The organism is Roseovarius sp. THAF8 (assembly GCF_009363735.1).
GTDB lineage: Bacteria > Pseudomonadota > Alphaproteobacteria > Rhodobacterales > Rhodobacteraceae > Roseovarius.
Window position 1 is genome coordinate 3160219 of sequence record NZ_CP045410.1, and the last position, 16509, is coordinate 3176727.

At 66.8% G+C, this 16509-nt stretch carries 16 protein-coding genes; 11 read left to right on the top strand and 5 right to left on the bottom strand.

What is annotated here, in order from left to right:
- Positions 1-65 precede the first annotated feature (65 nt).
- From leuS to holA, 3 genes are read left to right on the top strand one after another with little or no spacing between them, the layout of a single operon-like run.
- On the top strand, positions 66-2618 hold the full coding sequence (gene leuS, locus FIU85_RS15420) for a leucine--tRNA ligase (protein ID WP_152497529.1): 2553 nt from the start codon (positions 66-68) through the stop codon (positions 2616-2618).
- Entirely contained in the window at positions 2605-3096 is a 492-nt protein-coding gene (lptE, locus tag FIU85_RS15425) for an LPS assembly lipoprotein LptE (RefSeq protein ID WP_152497530.1), read from the top strand. The genes leuS and lptE overlap by 14 nt, the downstream gene beginning before the upstream one ends.
- Positions 3093-4118, top strand: coding sequence for a DNA polymerase III subunit delta (gene holA / locus FIU85_RS15430; protein ID WP_152497531.1), 1026 nt, complete (start codon positions 3093-3095; stop codon positions 4116-4118). Before lptE ends, holA begins: the two co-directional genes overlap by 4 nt.
- Positions 4119-4124: 6 nt before the next feature.
- Here the strand turns inward: holA and FIU85_RS15435 are convergent, their stop codons facing one another.
- Positions 4125-4553: a GFA family protein gene (locus FIU85_RS15435; RefSeq protein ID WP_254702919.1), complete on the bottom strand. Its 429-nt coding sequence runs from the start codon at positions 4551-4553 to the stop codon at positions 4125-4127.
- Between the two features lie 134 nt (positions 4554-4687).
- On the opposite strand from FIU85_RS15435, the gene FIU85_RS15440 reads away from it, so the two are divergent.
- Together FIU85_RS15440 and FIU85_RS15445 are read left to right on the top strand one after the other, a co-directional pair.
- Positions 4688-5275: a glutathione S-transferase family protein gene (locus tag FIU85_RS15440; RefSeq protein ID WP_152497532.1), complete on the top strand. Its 588-nt coding sequence runs from the start codon at positions 4688-4690 to the stop codon at positions 5273-5275.
- A gap of 149 nt (positions 5276-5424) precedes the next feature.
- A complete protein-coding gene (locus FIU85_RS15445; RefSeq protein WP_152493576.1) occupies positions 5425-6348 on the top strand; it encodes a sulfite exporter TauE/SafE family protein in 924 nt (307 codons plus the stop codon).
- Positions 6349-6370: 22 nt separating this feature from the next.
- On the opposite strand, the gene FIU85_RS15450 is transcribed toward FIU85_RS15445, so the two are convergent.
- On the bottom strand, positions 6371-7543 hold the full coding sequence (locus FIU85_RS15450) for a TIGR03862 family flavoprotein (protein ID WP_152497533.1): 1173 nt from the start codon (positions 7541-7543) through the stop codon (positions 6371-6373).
- Positions 7540-7956, bottom strand: coding sequence for a hypothetical protein (locus FIU85_RS15455; RefSeq protein WP_152497534.1), 417 nt, complete (start codon positions 7954-7956; stop codon positions 7540-7542). The genes FIU85_RS15450 and FIU85_RS15455 overlap by 4 nt, the downstream gene beginning before the upstream one ends.
- Before the next feature lie 73 nt (positions 7957-8029).
- Between FIU85_RS15455 and FIU85_RS15460 the strand changes: the two genes are divergently transcribed.
- From FIU85_RS15460 to FIU85_RS15470, 3 genes are read left to right on the top strand one after another with little or no spacing between them, the layout of a single operon-like run.
- Positions 8030-8323: an HNH endonuclease gene (locus tag FIU85_RS15460; RefSeq protein ID WP_152493573.1), complete on the top strand. Its 294-nt coding sequence runs from the start codon at positions 8030-8032 to the stop codon at positions 8321-8323.
- Positions 8324-8381: 58 nt separating this feature from the next.
- Positions 8382-8744, top strand: a complete 363-nt coding sequence (locus FIU85_RS15465) for an STAS/SEC14 domain-containing protein (protein WP_172978897.1) — start codon at positions 8382-8384, stop codon at positions 8742-8744.
- Between the two features lie 36 nt (positions 8745-8780).
- Positions 8781-10184 carry a multicopper oxidase family protein gene (locus tag FIU85_RS15470; protein WP_254702920.1) on the top strand — a complete coding sequence of 468 codons (1404 nt, stop codon included), beginning with the start codon at positions 8781-8783 and terminating at the stop codon, positions 10182-10184.
- 76 nt (positions 10185-10260) lie between these two features.
- On the opposite strand, the gene FIU85_RS15475 is transcribed toward FIU85_RS15470, so the two are convergent.
- Together FIU85_RS15475 and FIU85_RS15480 are read right to left on the bottom strand one after the other, a co-directional pair.
- A complete protein-coding gene (locus FIU85_RS15475; protein ID WP_152497537.1) occupies positions 10261-10875 on the bottom strand; it encodes an enoyl-CoA hydratase/isomerase family protein in 615 nt (204 codons plus the stop codon).
- Positions 10872-11615 (bottom strand): SDR family oxidoreductase, encoded by a 744-nt coding sequence (locus FIU85_RS15480; RefSeq protein ID WP_152497538.1) that lies wholly within the window; start codon positions 11613-11615, stop codon positions 10872-10874. Before FIU85_RS15480 ends, FIU85_RS15475 begins: the two co-directional genes overlap by 4 nt.
- 162 nt (positions 11616-11777) lie before the next feature.
- On the opposite strand from FIU85_RS15480, the gene FIU85_RS15485 reads away from it, so the two are divergent.
- From FIU85_RS15485 to FIU85_RS15495, 3 genes are all read left to right on the top strand, one after another.
- On the top strand, positions 11778-13319 hold the full coding sequence (locus tag FIU85_RS15485) for a DUF2125 domain-containing protein (protein ID WP_254702921.1): 1542 nt from the start codon (positions 11778-11780) through the stop codon (positions 13317-13319).
- Positions 13320-13406: 87 nt separating this feature from the next.
- Complete coding sequence (locus FIU85_RS15490; protein WP_172978898.1) at positions 13407-14930, top strand: hypothetical protein; 1524 nt, start codon at positions 13407-13409, stop codon at positions 14928-14930.
- A 4-nt stretch (positions 14931-14934) separates the two neighbouring features.
- Entirely contained in the window at positions 14935-16458 is a 1524-nt protein-coding gene (locus FIU85_RS15495; RefSeq protein ID WP_152497540.1) for a hypothetical protein, read from the top strand.
- The last annotated feature ends 51 nt before the right edge of the window (positions 16459-16509 follow it).

Below are 16509 nucleotides of genomic sequence, written 5' to 3' on the forward strand. Positions count from 1 at the left end.
TGGACCCTGCGGGCGCGGGGCCCTATCACCCTTTGGAGTTTGAGAAACAAGGGACCGATCGGGTCATGTCGCGTTATTCTGCCGCCGATATCGAAGCGAAATGGCAAAGCGCCTGGGACGAGGCCGGGATCTTCCGGGCCGAACGGTCGCGGGACAAGCCGAAATACTATGTGCTGGAGATGTTTCCCTATCCGTCGGGGCGCATCCACATGGGGCATGTGCGCAACTACACGATGGGCGACGTGATCGCGCGATACCGCCTGGCCACCGGCCACAGCGTGCTGCATCCGATGGGCTGGGACGCGTTCGGGATGCCCGCGGAAAATGCCGCGATGGCGTCGGGGGGGCATCCCAAGGACTGGACCTATGGCAACATCGCCGACATGCGCGGACAGATGAAGCCCTTGGGCCTGTCGATCGACTGGAGCCGGGAATTCGCCACCTGTGATCCCGAGTACTATGGCCAGCAGCAGGCGCTGTTCCTCGATTTCCTGGAAAAGGGGCTGGTCTATCGCAAGAACGCGGTGGTGAACTGGGACCCGGTGGACATGACCGTGCTGGCCAACGAGCAGGTGATCGACGGCAAGGGCTGGCGGTCCGGCGCCGAGGTGGAAAAGCGCGAGCTGACGCAGTGGTTCTTCAAGATCTCCGATTTCTCGGAAGAGCTGTTGGAGGCGCTGGACGGGCTGGAGAACTGGCCCGCCAAGGTGCGGCTGATGCAGGAGAACTGGATCGGCAAGTCGCGCGGCATCGAGATTCCGTTCGAGCGGACGGATGCGGGTGCGCCTCTTGTCTGTTACTCGACCCGCCCCGACACGATGCGCGGGGCAAGTTTCATCGCGATCTCGCCGGAGCATCCGGTGAGCCGTGAACTGGCGAAGAACAATCCCGAACTGGAGGCGTTCATCGCGGAGACGCGCAAGATGGACACCACCGAGGCCGCGATGGAGAAGGCCGAGAAGAAGGGGATCGACACCGGGATCACGGTGCGGCACCCGGTCTGGCCGGAGCGGGAGCTGCCGGTCTGGGTCGGTAACTTCGTGTTGATGGATTACGGCACGGGTGCTGTCTTCGGTTGCCCGGCGCATGACCAGCGGGACCTGGACTTTGCGCGGAAATACGGCCTCGAGGTGCGAAACGCCTTCTACCTGCCCGGTCAGGACAAAGAGGTGGAGACCGAGGCGCTGGTGCCCGCCAAGACCGAGACGGTGATCTATATCGACCACTTCGCCGGCATCGGCGAGGCGACGAGCCAGGAAGGCATCGACGCCACGATCGACTGGTTCGAGGAGAAGGGGCTTGGCACCGGGCAGGTGAAGTATCGCCTGCGCGACTGGGGGTTGTCGCGGCAACGCTACTGGGGCTGTCCGATCCCGGTGGTGCATTGCGACACCTGCGGCGTGGTGCCCGAGAAAAAGGAAAACCTGCCGGTCGAACTGCCCTATGACGAGGGTGGCACGCCGATTGATTTCAGCATTCCCGGCAACCCGCTGGACCGGCATCCGACCTGGCGCGACTGCAAATGCCCGAGCTGCGGCGCGGATGCACGGCGCGAGACCGACACGATGGACACCTTCGTGGACAGCTCCTGGTATTTCGCACGGTTCACGGCCCCGGATGCGGAGACGCCGACGCGGATGGAGGACGCCCAGTACTGGATGAACGTCGACCAGTATATCGGCGGCATCGAGCACGCGATCCTGCACCTGCTCTACAGCCGGTTCTTTGCCCGGGCGATGCATATCTGCGGGCACCTGCCGGAAAAGGCGATCGAGCCGTTCGACGCGCTTTTCACCCAAGGCATGGTGACGCACGAGATCTACCAGACGCGCGACGCCAAGGGCCGCCCGGTCTATCACCTGCCCGAGGACGTGACCGACGGCAAGCTGGCCGATGGCACGCCCGTGCAGATCATCCCCTCGGCCAAGATGTCGAAATCGAAGAAGAACGTGGTGGACCCGGTGAACATCATCGACGCCTTCGGCGCCGACACCGCGCGCTGGTTCGTGCTGTCGGACAGCCCGCCGGAGCGGGACGTGGAATGGACCGCCGCGGGCGCAGAGGCGACCCACAAGCACCTTGCGCGGGTGCACCGCATCGTGTCGGAGATTGCCGGGGACGAGACACCGGCCAATGCCGCCGAGGATGAGGCGCTCGCGAAGGACATGCACCGGGCGATCAGGGACGTGACGGGCGGCGTGGAAAGTTTTGGATTCAACGCGGCGATTGCCAAGCTTTACGGGTTCACCAATGGGTTGGCCAAATCGGGCGCCGGAGCGGAAGCGAAAAAGGCAGCGGCGCAGGTTCTGGCTCAGTTGATGTCGCCCATGACGCCGCATCTGTCCGAAGAGCTTTGGTCGATGCTGGGCGGTGAGGGCCTTGTGGCGCAGGCGCCCTGGCCGGTGGCCGACGAGGCGATGCTGACCGACGACAGCGTGACCCTGCCGATCCAGGTCAACGGCAAGCGCCGGGCCGAAATCAGCGTGCCCAAGGACATGGACAAGGCAGAGGTTGAAAAACGCGCGCTGGCGCACGAAGCTGTGGCAAGGTCGCTGGATGGGGCCCAGCCCAAGAAGGTCATCGTCGTCCCCGGGCGGATCGTGAATGTCGTCGTTTAACCGTCGTTTCATCGTGCTGGGCCTGCCCGCGGGGCTGGCCGCCTGTGGATTCGCGCCGGCCTATGCGCCGGGCGGCGCGGCCCACAATTTGCAGGGCGCGGTGCTGGTGGAGGCGCCGAACAGCCGGCCAGGTTACCTGCTGACCCGCCATATCGAAGAGCGGCTGGGCCGCGGCGAGCGGCAGGTCTACGGGCTGGGCTATTCGATCATTCTGACGGAAGAGGCGGTCGCGATCTCGCGCGCCAACGTGAACACGCGCTACAACCTTCTGGGCAAGGTGACATACGCGCTGCGCGATCTGCGCAGCAACGCGGTCGTGCTGAGCGGACAGGCGGACAGCTTTACCTCATACTCGGCCTCGGGCACCACCGTGGCGACGCAGGCGGCGCAGCGCGACGCCGAGGCGCGGCTGATGGTGATCCTGGGGGACCAGATCCTGAACCGGCTGACCGCCGAGGCCGGCAAGCTGCCGGCATGAAGCTGTCGCCCCGCGATGCGCCGGCCTATTTCGCGCGGCCCGATCCCGACAAGACCGGCCTGTTGATCTATGGCACCGACGCGATGCGCGTAGCGCTGAAGCGGCAGGAGGTGATTGCCGCGCTGATCGGCCCGCAGGGCGAGGAGGAGATGCGGCTGACGCGGATCCCCGCGTCGGAGTTGCGCAAGGACCCCGCGATGCTGCTGGACGCGGTCAAGGCGCAGGGCTTCTTTCCGGGGCCGCGCGTGGCGTTTGTCGAGGATGCGAACGAGACCGTGGCGCCGGTGGTGACGGCGGCGCTGGAGGATTGGCAGCCGGGCGATGCGCAGGTGGTGGTGATCGCCGGCAGCCTGAAGGCGACGTCGAAGCTGCGCAAGCTCTTCGAGGGGCACAGGAATGCCTATGCCGCGGCGATCTATGACGAGCCGCCGGGGCGGGCCGAGATCGAGGCGATCCTGTCCAAGGCGGGGCTGCGCGATGTGCCGCGCGACGCGATGACGGACCTGAACGCGCTGGCGCGCGCGCTCGATCCGGGCGATTTCCGCCAGACGATGGACAAGCTGGCGCTGTACAAGCGGGGCGACGACACGCCCCTGAGCGCCGAGGATATCGCCGCCTGTGCGCCGGTGTCGGTGGAGGCGGACCTGGACGACGTGCTGCACCTGGTGGCCGAGGCCAAGCCGGGCGAGATCGGCCCGGTGATGAAGCGGCTGCGAGCGCAGGGCGTGCAGCCGGTGGGGCTTTGCATGGCGGCGAACCGGCATTTCCGCACGCTTTACGCGGCGGCCAGCGATCCGGGCGGGCCGGGGCAGGGTATTGCCCGCGTGCGCCCGCCGGTATTCGGCCCGCGCCGTGACCGGATGCAGCGGCAGGCGGCGCATTGGGGCGCGGCGAAGCTGGAAGAGGCGCTGGGTGTGTTGACCGACACCGACCTGCGCCTGCGCTCGGCGGGCCAGACCGCGCCGGACATGGCGCTGGTGGAACGCGCGCTGATCCGGCTGGCGACGCTGGCGCAGCGGTAGGGCGGCTCAGGAGATGTCGGCGAACATGGCCAGGGTCTCGGCCTCGGTCATGCGTTTGTGGGTGCCTGCCAGCGCGTAGGCGTCGGGCTTGCGGTCGACGAAGATTTCCTCGGTCAGGGTGATGCCGGAGGGATCGTCCAGCAGGCCAAGGCCTACATGCATGTCGCCCTGCATCGGACCCGGCGCGGTGACCCGGTAGAAGAGGTTGGTGCCGCAGGTGGCGCAGAAGCAGCGCTCGGCCCAGTCGGACGAGGTGTAGGCGGTGATGTTGTCCGCGCCGGTGATCGTGGCATCGCCGGCCCTGACGTGCAGTCCCAGATAGACGCCGCCGGACCATTTGCGACACATCCCGCAATGGCAGGCCCCGGTGCTGTCGGGGGCGTTGGCGATGTCGACGGTCACGGCGCCGCACAGGCAGGTTCCGGATTTGTGCATGATGGATCTCCGCTCCAGTTTGATCGGCAGGATAGGTGACGGGTATGACAGCAAATGTCAGTATGGAAGTGGAAAATCGTTGCGCTGTCGCCCGGGGCGGGCAAGCGTGAGGCGACATATCAGGGAGTTGTGCGATGTACGAAGTGATCGGATCGAAGGCCAGCCGGGCGTTCCGGGTGTTGTGGCTGCTGGAGGAGCTGGGCGTGGATTACGACCACACCCCCGCAGGGCCGCGCAGCGCCGAGGCGGTGGCGGCGAACCCGTCGGGCAAGATACCGGCGTTGCGGGTGGACGGGGCCGTGGTGACCGAGTCGGTGGCGATCATGAGCTTCCTGGCCGATCGGCACGGCGCGCTGACCCACAAGGCAGGCACGCTGGAGCGCGCGCGGCAGGATGCGCTGGCGCACCAGATTCTCGATGACGTGGATTGTGCCCTGTGGATGGCCGCGCGGCATACCTTCGTGCTGCCCGAGGACAAGCGGGTGCCCGAGGTCAAGGAGACGCTGAAATGGGAATACGAGGCCAATATCGCCCGGCTGTCGGAGGCGCTGGAAGGCCCGTTCCTGATGGGCGAGAAGATGACGGTGCCCGATATCCTGCTGGTGCACTGCCTGCGCTGGGCGGAGATCGCGAAGTTCCCCGAGCCTGGCAAGGTGCTGGCGGAGTACCGGGCGCGGCTGGAAGCACGCGAGGCGTTCCGCAAGGTCGCGGAGATGGGGTGAGACAGCCGCCGTTCGGGAGCGGTGGGTTTCACCCACCCTACGGGGGCCAGGGGCAGGGCGTGGCGGGTGCGAGACCCTGAACCGCCGCCTTGCAGCCCGGGGGGGATGGGCGTAAGTGCGGGACATGCCCGGTCAGGGAAACCCGCGCCATGCAACTTTATCTGCCCATCGCCGAGGTCTCGGTCAACGGCCCGCTGCTGCTGTCGGTCGGCCTTGTCGTCGGGTTGCTGTCGGGCATTTTCGGCGTCGGCGGCGGGTTTCTGATCACGCCGCTCCTGTTCTTCATCGGGATTCCGCCTGCCGTCGCCGTCGCGACATCGGCCAACCAGATCGTCGCCTCGTCGTTCTCGGGGATCTTCGCGCATCTGCGACGCCGCACCGTCGATTTCCGCATGGGCAGCGCCTTGATGGCCGGGGGCCTCGCGGGGTCGACCGTGGGGGTCTATGTTTTCAGCCTGCTGCGGCAGCTGGGGCAGGTCGATCTGCTGGTCAACCTGTTCTACGTGGTCTTTCTCGGGCTGATCGGGACGCTGATGTTCGTCGAAAGCCTGAAAGCCATTCGTCGTGCCAAGATGCAGGGACCGAAGCCACGCGCCCGCCGCACGCGGCGCGACTGGGTGCATTCGATGCCGCTGCGCGTGAGGTTCCGAACGTCGGGGCTGTACATCTCGGTCTTTCCGCCGCTGATCGTGGGGTTCTTCGTCGGCGTGCTGTCGGCGATCATGGGGGTCGGGGGTGGTTTCGTGGTGGTGCCGGCGATGATCTATATCCTTGGGATGCCGACGAAGGTGGTGATCGGCACGTCGCTGTTCCAGATCATCTTCGTGTCCGCCTACACGACGATGATGCACGCCTATACGACGCATACGGTGGATACGGTCCTGGCCGCGCTGCTGATTGTCGGCGGCGTGGTCGGCGCGCAATTCGGCAGCATGATCGGGCAGGTCCTGAAAGCGGAACAGTTGCGCATCCTGCTGGCCCTGCTGGTGCTGGCCGTCGGTCTGAAACTGGGGCTGGACCTGGTGCTGGAGCCGTCGAACGTGTTCTCGGTCGCCGGGGTGCGCGAGGGCTGAGCAATGTGCAGGCGCGGCTGGCCTAGGGGCTGGCGGCCACCGTCGCGAAGCGGGCGGCGGCACGACCGGCCCAGAGGCCGGAGGCCAGGCAGGCGGTCAACAGGTAACCGCCGGTTGGCGCCTCCCAGTCCAGCATTTCACCGGCGGCGAAGGTTCCGGGGCGGGATTTCAGCATCAGGTCGCCGGTGAGGGCATCGAAGCGCAGGCCGCCGGCGGTCGAGATCGCCTCGTCCATGGGGCGCGGCCCGGCGAGTGGGATTGGCAGCGCCTTGGTGACCGGGGCGAGGTCGTCGGGCAGGGGTCGGGCGCATTCGTTCAGCAGGGCTTGTTCCACGGGTGCGAGGCGCAGAGTCTTGCGCAGGTGGTTCGACAGGCTGGCCTTGCCGCGCGGACGCCCCAGGCGCTTTCGGATCGCATCGAGCGACAGGTCCGGGCGCAGGTCGAGCGTGAGCGCCGCGCCTTCGCGCAGGGGGCGGGAGAGGGCATAGATCCCCCCGCCTTCGATGCCCCTCGCGGACAGGACGATCTCGCCGCGCGAGATATGCGCACCGGCATGAAGCGCGATGTTCTTCAGCGGCCGGCCGAAATGGCGCTGCATGTGGTCGGACCAATCGACGGTGAAGCCCATGTTGGCGGGCTGGAACGGGGCGGTCTGGCCGGGCAGATGGGCCGCCCAGCTGCCGTCGGAGCCGAGACGCGCCCAGCTGGCGCCGCCACAGGCCAGCACGGTGACTGTGGGAGTCAGCTGGCGCGAGCCACCCGGCGTGTCGAACCCCGCGGCATCGCCGTCCCAGCCGGTCCAGCGCCAGCGGCGGTGCAGTGTCACCCCCAGCCCTTCGAGGCGGGAGAGCCAGGCGCGCAGGAGCGGCGAGGCTTTCATGGCGGTGGGAAAAACGCGTCCGGTGGAGCCGGTGAAGGTGGGCTGCCCCAGCCCCTCGGCCCAGCGGATGACATCGTCCGGCCCGAAGGCGGCAAGCATCGGGCGCAGGTGCGGCGCGGCCTCGGCATAGGCGGCGAGGCAGGTTTCGAGGTCTTCGGACTTGGTGAGGTTGAGGCCGGACTTTCCCGCCATGAGGAACTTGCGGGCCGGGGACGGCTTGGCCTCGGCCACGGTGACGGGCACGCCCGCCGAGGCCAGCGCGTCGGCGGCCATGAGGCCCGCCGGCCCTGCACCGATGACCAGCGCGCCCGTCATGGGGCGGGCGATGCCGCCGCGCCCGGGCTGCTGGGACGCATGACCTGCTGCGGAACGGGAATTTCGATCTCATGCGCCTTGAGCGCGTTCCGGGTGGCAAGGAGCGCTTGCGGAGTGTCGCGGGTCCTGGCGTCGCTGGTGGCGTGGCCCCGGTATTCGACGGCGATTTCGGCGGCGATTCGGCGCGTGGCCGGGCGCAGCACGTCCTGCGACCGGATATGAGTGGCGGATCGCTGGGACGGGCGCGGGCGCGGGCGCCGCGTGGCAAGCCCCGCCAGCGCGAACGCTGCCACGTGGATCGCGTGTTGCGACCAGGCTGCCGGGCTGAGCGCCCATGTCTGCGCGATATCCGGGCCCTGGTGCGCTTGGCCCATGCCTTGCGCGACGATCTCGGGCGGGTTGTCCCAATCCATGGCAGCCCCCTTGCCATTCTTCGTGGTGCGTCCATCCTCTTGCCTGTCGTGGACGAAAGATCAAGGGAAAGCCATGGACGACCCGGTGTGTCCGCTGTGCGGGCGGCCCATTCCGCCCGAGGCCAGGCAGAGCCTGCACCACCTTGTGCCCAAGCTGAAAGGCGGCAAGGGCGGGCCGGTCGTGCTGTTGCACCAGATCTGTCACAATGAGATCCACGCCACGCTGACCGAGGCCGAGCTGGCGCGAAGCTATGCCACGGTCGAGGCGTTGCGGGCGCATCCGCGGCTGGAGAAGTTCATTCGCTGGGTGGCCAGGCGTCCGCCGGGATTTCATTCGAAAACGCCCGGACGGCGTCGGCTGCGTTGATCCTGCGCAATGCGAGGCGTGCCGGAATACGGTATGCTTGGCGCGGGAGGATCGCATCATGACCGTTGAGTACGAAGAAGACGCCGAAACGAAAACTGTCGAGCTGACCGTGGCGGGAAAGGTCACGCGGGAGGATTACGACAGGATCGTGGACCGGATGCAGGGCTTTATCGACGCCCAGGGCACGGTGAAGCTGATCGAGGTGATCGAGAGCCTCGACGGGTTCGCGCCATCGGTGATCTGGCCGGGAATCAAGTTCGATTTCAAAAACCTGCGCCATATCAGCCATGTGGCGGTGGTGTCGGATATCGGCTGGATCGGGCCGGTGGCCAAGGCGGCGGGCGCGCTGGTGTCGACCAAGCTGCGGACGTATGACCTGGACGACCTGGATGCGGCGCGGGAGTGGATCGCGTCAGAGTGACTTGACCATGTGCCGGGATGGGCCACTCTTGCGGGCGTGGCAAGATGCGAGGGCAAGATGGATCCGACGCGGCGGGACGTGATGGCGCTGGCCGGCGGGCTGGCCGGGGCGCAGGTGGTACCGGGGTTGGCATGGGCCGGTGCGCCGGGGCACCGCCTGACCGCCGCGCCCGCCGAGGTGCAGCTGGCGCCCGGGGACTACCCGAAGACGCGGGTCTGGGCCTATGACGGGCGGGTGCCGGGTTCGGTGCTGCGCCGGCGGCAGGGCGAGACGTTCGAGGCGCGGCTGGTCAACGGGCTGGACCAGCCGACGACGGTGCATTGGCACGGCCTGCGCCTGCCCAACGCCATGGACGGCGTGCCGGGCATGACGCAGGCGGCGGTGCGCCCCGGCGAGAGTTTCGACTATCGCTTTGTGCTGCGCGATGCGGGCACGTTCTGGTATCACCCGCATGCCAATTCGCTGGAGCAGATCTCGCGCGGGCTGGCCGGGGTGCTGGTGGTGGACGAGGCCGAGCCGCCCGAGGTGGATGCCGAGGAGATCCTGGTGCTGGACGACTGGCGGTTGACCGAGGACGCGCAGCTGCATCCCGAGTTCGGCAACCGGCACGACATGTCCCATGCCGGGCGGCTGGGCAATTACATCACGGTCAATGGCGCGGGCGAGCTGCGGCGAAGCTATCCGCGGGGCACGCGGCTGCGGGTGCGGCTGGTGAACGCGGCGACGGCGCGTATCTTCCGGCTGGTGTTCCGGGGGATGGATGCGTGGGTGGTGGCGCTGGACGCGATGCCGCTTGAGGCGCCGGAGCGGATCGAGCAGGTCGAGATCGGACCGGCGCAGCGCGTCGATCTGATCGTAAATGTCAGCGCCGGGACCGGGGAGGAGGCGATCATCGGATCGGTGGAGCGGGACGGCACCTATGCGACGGTGTCCGTGTCGGTCGCGGGCCAAGAGCAGGCGATGCGGGCCGCGCCGCACGCCCTGCCGCCCAACGACCTGCCGACGCTGGCGCTGAAGGATGCGCGACAGGTGCCGCTGGTCATGGAAGGCGGCGCGATGCGGGGCCTGCCGGAGCGCGTCCGGTGGCAGGGCAGCAAGCGCGAGGCGCGGGCGCTCTACGAGGCGGGGCAGTTCTGGGCCTTCAACGGGCAGGCGGGGATGGACGGGGCGCCGCTGATCGAGGCAGGCATGGGCGAGACGGTTCGGGTGCCGATGGAGAACCGGACCGCGTTTTCCCACGCGATGCACCTGCACGGGCAGCATTTCCGCGAAGTTCTGCCCGAGGGGCGTCTTGGGCCGTGGCGCGATACGCTGGTGGTCCATCCCGACGAGACACGCGAGATTGCCTTTGTCGCCGAGAACCCCGGCGACTGGATGTTTCATTGCCACATGGCTGCGCACCAGATGTCGGGCATGATGAACTGGATACGGATCACGTAGGCGCCGTTTTCCGCGCGGAAAACGGGATAGAAAATGCGTATTTTCAATCCCGGAATTTACGTAAATTCCGGCGCGCTCAGGGGCGGCAGACGTGCTTGATGCCTGCTGCGTGGTCGGGCGCAGCTCCGAGCGCGTCGGTGGCCAGCGTGCGCGCGGTGTCGAGCAGCCCGTCAGGTTCCACAATCTGGTCGATCAGGCCCCAGTGATGTGCGGTGTCGGTGTCGATCTTCTGGCCTGCCATCAGGATCATCTTCGTCCGCGACGGGCCGATCAGCCGCGTCAGGCGCCCCGGATCGGAGGGTTGTGGCAGGAAGCCCAATTTCATCACGGGATAAAAGATCTTGGTGCCGGGCACCGCGATGCGCAGGTCGCAGGCCAGCACCATACCCATCGCACCGCCCGCCACAGTGCCGTTGAGCGCGGCAATCGTCAGGCAGGGAAGGACCGAAAGCGCGCCCGACAAGCGCTCCCACACCGGGTCGGTCGGCAGGCCGGACCTGGCGGCCTCGAGGTCCATGCCTGCCGAGAACGCCTTGCCGCGGCCGGTCAGAACCAGCGCGCGGGCCTCGGTGGCGGCCTCGGCGATGTCGGCCAGCTCGGTCAGCATCGCGTGCGTGAGGGAATTGGCCTTGTCGGGCCGGTTGAGGGTGACGGTCCAGAGGCCGTCATCGGATTTGTCGAGGTCGATCATTCGAGGCCCACCGCGAGGCGGATGTCCTCGTTGCGCAGGCTGATGTCCTGGCCGAGCCAGCCATCGGCGTCCGCCGTGCACATCCACGCCAGCGCCCGCGCGGGCCAGTCCGGCGGGATATGGTCGGACCAGTCGAGCTGGGCCACGGGGTTCATGCCGCTGGCCTTGATCTGGTGCTGCATGTCGGTGGCCACGGTGCCGGGCGAGAGGCCCAGAACGCGGATGCCGTGATCGCGGTTTTCCTTGTCGGCGGCGCGGGTCAGCATCAGCGCGGCGGCCTTGGAGGCGCAATAGTGGCTCCAGCCTTCGAGCGCGCTGGTGGCGGCGCCGGAACTGATGGTGATGATGGTGCCGGAGCCGGCCTGTTTCATCACCGGCAAGGCCGCGCGCATTCCGTGAAAGACGCCCTTGAGGTTGATGTCGATGACCTTGTCCCATTCGTCCGGGTCGACGTCGGAGAGATGCGCGATGGGCTCGATCACGCCGGCGTTGCCGATCAGAACGTCCAGCCCGCCGAAGCGTTCCGTGGCGGCGGTGACGGCGGCCTTGACGTCATCGTAGCGGCTGACGTCGCAGGACACCGCGAGGGCGCGGTCGCCGATACCCGATGCGATCTCCTCGACTGCGTCGGTACTGCGGGCGGCGAGCACCACGTTGGCGCCGAGCGCGGCGAAATGACGGGCGGTGGCCGCGCCGATGCCGCGACTGGCGCCGGTGATGAGAACGGTCGTGTCTTTCATGGATTGAACCTTTCGCGCCGATATGGGTACAGATGCTCAAACGAGAGCTATCGCGCGGTGCGACCGAGGTCCAGCGCAAGACGGGAATAACCCCCCTTGACCACGCTTTCGCGAGGGCGGAAGCTGCGTGGGATCAAGGATTTCAACACGAAAGGATTCTTCATGAAACTGCTCGATATGACGGACCGGGCCAGGTTCGGAATGACGACGGCGATCGGCCTTGTCTTATCGGCGGGCGCGGCACAGGCGGATGTGACCGCGGCGGATGTCTGGGCGGACTGGAAAGGGTATCTTTCGTCGTCCGGCTACGAGGTGGCGGGCGACGAGAGCCAGTCGGGCGACACGCTGACCGTATCCGACGTGACGATGACGATGGCGATCCCCGAAGAGGACACGACCGTGTCGGTCAACCTGGGTGAGATGACCTTTACCGAGAACGGCGACGGCACGGTGTCGGTGGGCATGCCGGCGGAAATGCCGATGCAGGTGCAGGTTGAGTCGCCTGACGCCGAGGAGGTCTCGGTCGGCCTGCAATACAACACGTCCGATTTCGACATGACCGCGTCGGGCGAGCCGAACGACCTGCTTTACAACTACAGCGCCAGCGAGATCGCGGTGATCGTAGATGACGTGACCGTCGAAGGCAAAAGCGTCGACCTGGGGACCGTGGAATTCCGCATCGCGGACGTCACCGGGACGACCACGATGCAAGTGGGCGAGTTGCGGAAATCGGACCAGAAGATGAGCACCGGCCCGGTGAACTACACGATCGACGTGGCCGACCCCGAGGGCGGCACCGGCCAGTTCATGATGAAGGGCCAGTTCGCCGGCATGACGGTCGCGGCCGAGGGCGCCATGCCGCTGGAGATGGACCCCGCCGATTTCGCGGCGTCGATCAATGACGGTTTTTCCGCGGATCTGACGATGACCTATTCCGAGGGCTCGTCGGAGTTCAAGGTCGTCGATCCGCCGCAGACCACGGAAGGCACGACCAAATCGGACGGTGGCGAGTTCACCGTCGCGATGGGCGCCGAGGGCCTGACCTATGACGTGTCGTCGAAGAACATGCAGCTCAACATGGCCGGCGGTGATATCCCGCTGCCGATCGAAGTGGCATTCGGCACGGCCGCGTTCAACCTGACCACCCCCATCGCCAAGAGCGAGGAGGCGCAGGATTTCGCCATGGGCGTGACGCTGGGCGATTTCACGATGTCGGACATCATCTGGGGCATTTTCGACCCGGCGGGCGAACTGCCGCATGATCCTGCGACGATCGACGTGGACCTGACGGGGACGGCCAAGCTGTTCTTCGATCTTTTCGACCCCGAACAGATGGAAGCGGCGGAAACCGGCGAGCTTGGTGTGCCGGGCGAGTTGAACACGCTGGACATCAACACCCTGACGGTCAGTGCCGCCGGAGCCGAGCTGACCGGGGACGGCGCGTTCACCTTCGACAATACCGATCTGGAAACCTTCAACGGGATGCCCGCGCCGGACGGTTCGGTCGACCTCAAGCTGACGGGCGCCAACGGTCTTCTGGATTCGCTGATCGCGATGGGGCTGGTGCCCGAAGAACAGGCCATGGGCGTGCGCATGATGATGGGCATGTTCGCGGTTCCCGGCGAGGGCGAGGATGCGCTGACCTCGAAGATCGAGGTCAAGAGCGACGGCCAGGTCCTGGCCAACGGACAGCGTCTGCGCTGATCCGGGCGACGCCTGAATACCATGCGGGGGGCCGGGCGATCCGGCCCTTTCGCGTTCGATCCATACCGTTTGATGAAAGGTGATGCGATGCATGCCATCCGTATAGTTCCCGTTTTCCTTGGTGCCGCCGCGTGGCTGCCCACCGCGGCGCAGGCCGATGTGACCGCCGACGACGTGGTGACCAACATGCTGGCCCCGGCCCGCGCATTCGGTTTCGAGGTGACCGCAGAGCCGGTGCGCGACGGCGACACGGTGCGCATCGACAGCGTGGTGATGACCTATGCCCTGCCGCTGGAGCTGGGCGAGGCACGGTTGACGACCAACGGCATGACCCTGACCGAGCAGGGCGACGGCAGCGTGGCGTTGCGGTATACCGACGCGATGGAGATGCAGGTCGCGTTCTCGACGCCCGAAGAGGGCGAGGTGTTTTCCGCAACCGTGGTCTACGAGGGGTTCGACACGCCGACCATCGCCACGGGCACGCCGGGGCAGGTGGTCTACGAGGGCGCTTTTGACGGGGCGCGGTTCTCTTTGAGCGATTTTTCGGTAGAGGACGAAGACGAGGAATTCGACATCGCGGTCAGCGGAAGCGTCAGCGGGACGAGCCGCTACGAGATCACCGAGGGCGATATCGTGACAGTGGCGCTGTCGACCACCTCGGACAGCATGCAGTTCGACACAACGTTTTCGGATGCCACCGGAGCGGGATCCGAAGGGCGGCAGACGATGACGGGCGGCACTTCGGAACTGGAGTTGGCCATTCCGGCGGGCCAGGTGGACCTTCTGAACCTCGACGATGCGCTGCGGGCGGGGTTGAAGATGGTGGCGAAGACCGGCGGCATGCAGGTCGAGGGCACGACGGTCACGACCGCCGAGGAGGTCGAGATGCGCCAGACCACCAGCTACATGATGGAAAGCAACGACCTGACGCTCGGGGCTGACGGCTTGTCCCTGGCCGGTGCCTACACCGATTTTGCGTTCGAGTTGCAGATGCCGTCCGAGCTGCCGTTTCCCATCGCCGGCCAGATCGCGCGCAGCGAGGGTCACTTGAATTTTCCGGTCACCGAAACGGACGGCGCGGTGCCGGTCGCGCTGCGGATGACGCTCGAGGACCTGACGATGGCCGAGGAGATCTGGGCGCTCTTCGATCCGGAGACGCAACTGCCGCGGGATCCGATGACATTGGTGGTGGACATGTCGGGCGATGCGGCGCTGGCGCGCGAGCCGCTGGATATCATGCGGATGATGGAGGTCGGCCCGGACGAAGAGTCCCTGGGTCGCTTCGAGAGCTTGACGCTGAATGACTTCCTGCTGAACGCCGTGGGCGCGCAGGTCACGGGCGAGGGCGCGTTCGAGATCGACAACGAGGATCACGAGACTTTCCCGGGCATGCCGGCCCCGTCGGGCAGCATCGACCTGCAGGTGACCGGCGCCAACGGATTGCTGGACACGCTGGTGGCGATGGGCCTTTTGCCCGAGGAACAGGCGATGGGAACCCGGATGATGATGGGCATGTTCGGCACGCCGGGCGAGGGTGAGGACGTGATCAACTCGACCATCGAGGTGACCGAGGACGGGCAGGTGCTGGCCAACGGCCAGCGGATCCGCTGAGCGGATGGCCCTGCGCCCGATACTGCTTGCTGCGGCGCTTTCGGCGCCGCAGGTTGCGCTGGCGGACCTGACCGTCGAGGCCGCCTGGGATGTCTGGACCACGCAGTTCGAGGCGCTGGGCCTTGAGTGGCAGGCCGAGACGAAGCGGGACGGCGCGGCGCTGGCGGTCGGGCCGATCTTCCTGACCCTGCGGGTTCCGGGCACGGCGCTGGATGTGAACCTGCAACTGCCCGGCCCGCGTTTCGTGCCGGACGGTCCGGAGATCGACGTTCGGTTACCCGTGTCCGAGGCGATGCCGTTCAGCATGTCCACCGTCGAGGACGGCGCGGCAGGGTTCACCTCCTCCGGCGCGTTCGCGTGGCGGATGGAGGATGTCACCGTGCGGATGCGCGAGACGGAGGCCGGCATCGAAACGCGCTGGCGGGGACAAAGCTTCGAGATCGCCCTGACCGAGTTCGGTCTGTTCGGAACGCCCTATCCCGCCGCGTACCGCTATCTGCAATCGGGATTCGACATCACGCAGACGAGCGATGTCGGCGATGGCTGGCTGGACTTCACGCGCCGGGGCGAGGCCGAGCAGGTTCTGGTCGAATACGGTTATGGGGACGAGACCACCGCCGAGGGCCTGGAGGGCGTGCTGGACCGGCACGCGGTGGAGACCGTGACCGAACTGCGCCTGCCGCCGGAAGGTCCGGTGTTGCAGAGCCTGTCCGAGCAGGCGGCGGACGGCATGGCGTTTCGGCATACCATGGCTGCCGAGCGCGGGATCGACCGCGACAAGGATTGGCTGAACGGCGCGCTGATTGCCACCAGCCAGACCGACTGGAGCGAGATCAAGGGCGACTTCGCGCTGGACCGGGAGGGGCTGCGCATCGTCTCCGGTGCGCAGCAGACGGCGATGCAGCTGTCCGACGAAATGCTTGGTGTGCATTTCGATGTCGAGGCGTCGCGGGTTCTGCTGGACCTGGCCCTGCCGGTATTGCGGAACGTCGCTCCGCAGGACTTCGCGCTGCGGTTCGAACTGGACGGGTTGACCATGTCCGAAGAGAGCTGGGCGCAGTTCTTCATGGCCGAGGATTTTCCGCGCCAGGCCGCGGATGTTGAGTTCGACCTGGGCGGTGAGGTGATCCTGGTGGAAACCCTGTTCGACCTGGACGCGATGAGTGCCGCGTTCGGCGGCGCCCTGCCGTTTTTTGTCGAAACGCTCGATCTTCGGTCGCTGGGGCTGCGCTTGCCGGAGGCCGAGGTGACGGGCAGCGGCGTGTTCCGCTTCGATCACATGGATTACGAGACGCTGGACGGGATTCCGGCGACGGAGGGCCGTGCCGTCTTCGACGTGACCGGGGCGCAGGCGCTGCTTGACAGGCTGGTGTCGGCAAAGGTGCTGACGACCGAGGATGCGATGTCGGCGCGGATGATGCTGGGAATGTTCACGCGCCCCGTCGAAGGGCAGGATGAAACCGCCCGTTCGGAGGTCGAGATCACCGCCGAAGGCCAGGTTCTGGTGAACGGGCAGCGGATGCGCTGAACCGGGGCTTGCCTTGCGCCTGTTCCGGCGTCGCAGTACATCGAACCCGTG

Coding starts and splice junctions, on each gene's coding strand:
- FIU85_RS15475 (WP_152497537.1), bottom strand. CDS start 10,875: ATGATCGACCTCGACAAATCCGATGACGGCCTCTGGACCGTCACCCTC.
- FIU85_RS15465 (WP_172978897.1), top strand. CDS start 8,382: ATGACCGTTGAGTACGAAGAAGACGCCGAAACGAAAACTGTCGAGCTG.
- FIU85_RS15450 (WP_152497533.1), bottom strand. CDS start 7,543: ATGACGGGCGCGCTGGTCATCGGTGCAGGGCCGGCGGGCCTCATGGCC.
- FIU85_RS15455 (WP_152497534.1), bottom strand. CDS start 7,956: ATGGATTGGGACAACCCGCCCGAGATCGTCGCGCAAGGCATGGGCCAA.
- lptE (WP_152497530.1), top strand. CDS start 2,605: ATGTCGTCGTTTAACCGTCGTTTCATCGTGCTGGGCCTGCCCGCGGGG.
- FIU85_RS15440 (WP_152497532.1), top strand. CDS start 4,688: ATGTACGAAGTGATCGGATCGAAGGCCAGCCGGGCGTTCCGGGTGTTG.
- FIU85_RS15460 (WP_152493573.1), top strand. CDS start 8,030: ATGGACGACCCGGTGTGTCCGCTGTGCGGGCGGCCCATTCCGCCCGAG.
- FIU85_RS15435 (WP_254702919.1), bottom strand. CDS start 4,553: ATGCACAAATCCGGAACCTGCCTGTGCGGCGCCGTGACCGTCGACATC.
- holA (WP_152497531.1), top strand. CDS start 3,093: ATGAAGCTGTCGCCCCGCGATGCGCCGGCCTATTTCGCGCGGCCCGAT.
- FIU85_RS15490 (WP_172978898.1), top strand. CDS start 13,407: ATGCATGCCATCCGTATAGTTCCCGTTTTCCTTGGTGCCGCCGCGTGG.
- leuS (WP_152497529.1), top strand. CDS start 66: ATGTCGCGTTATTCTGCCGCCGATATCGAAGCGAAATGGCAAAGCGCC.
- FIU85_RS15445 (WP_152493576.1), top strand. CDS start 5,425: ATGCAACTTTATCTGCCCATCGCCGAGGTCTCGGTCAACGGCCCGCTG.
- FIU85_RS15480 (WP_152497538.1), bottom strand. CDS start 11,615: ATGAAAGACACGACCGTTCTCATCACCGGCGCCAGTCGCGGCATCGGC.
- FIU85_RS15495 (WP_152497540.1), top strand. CDS start 14,935: ATGGCCCTGCGCCCGATACTGCTTGCTGCGGCGCTTTCGGCGCCGCAG.
- FIU85_RS15485 (WP_254702921.1), top strand. CDS start 11,778: ATGAAACTGCTCGATATGACGGACCGGGCCAGGTTCGGAATGACGACG.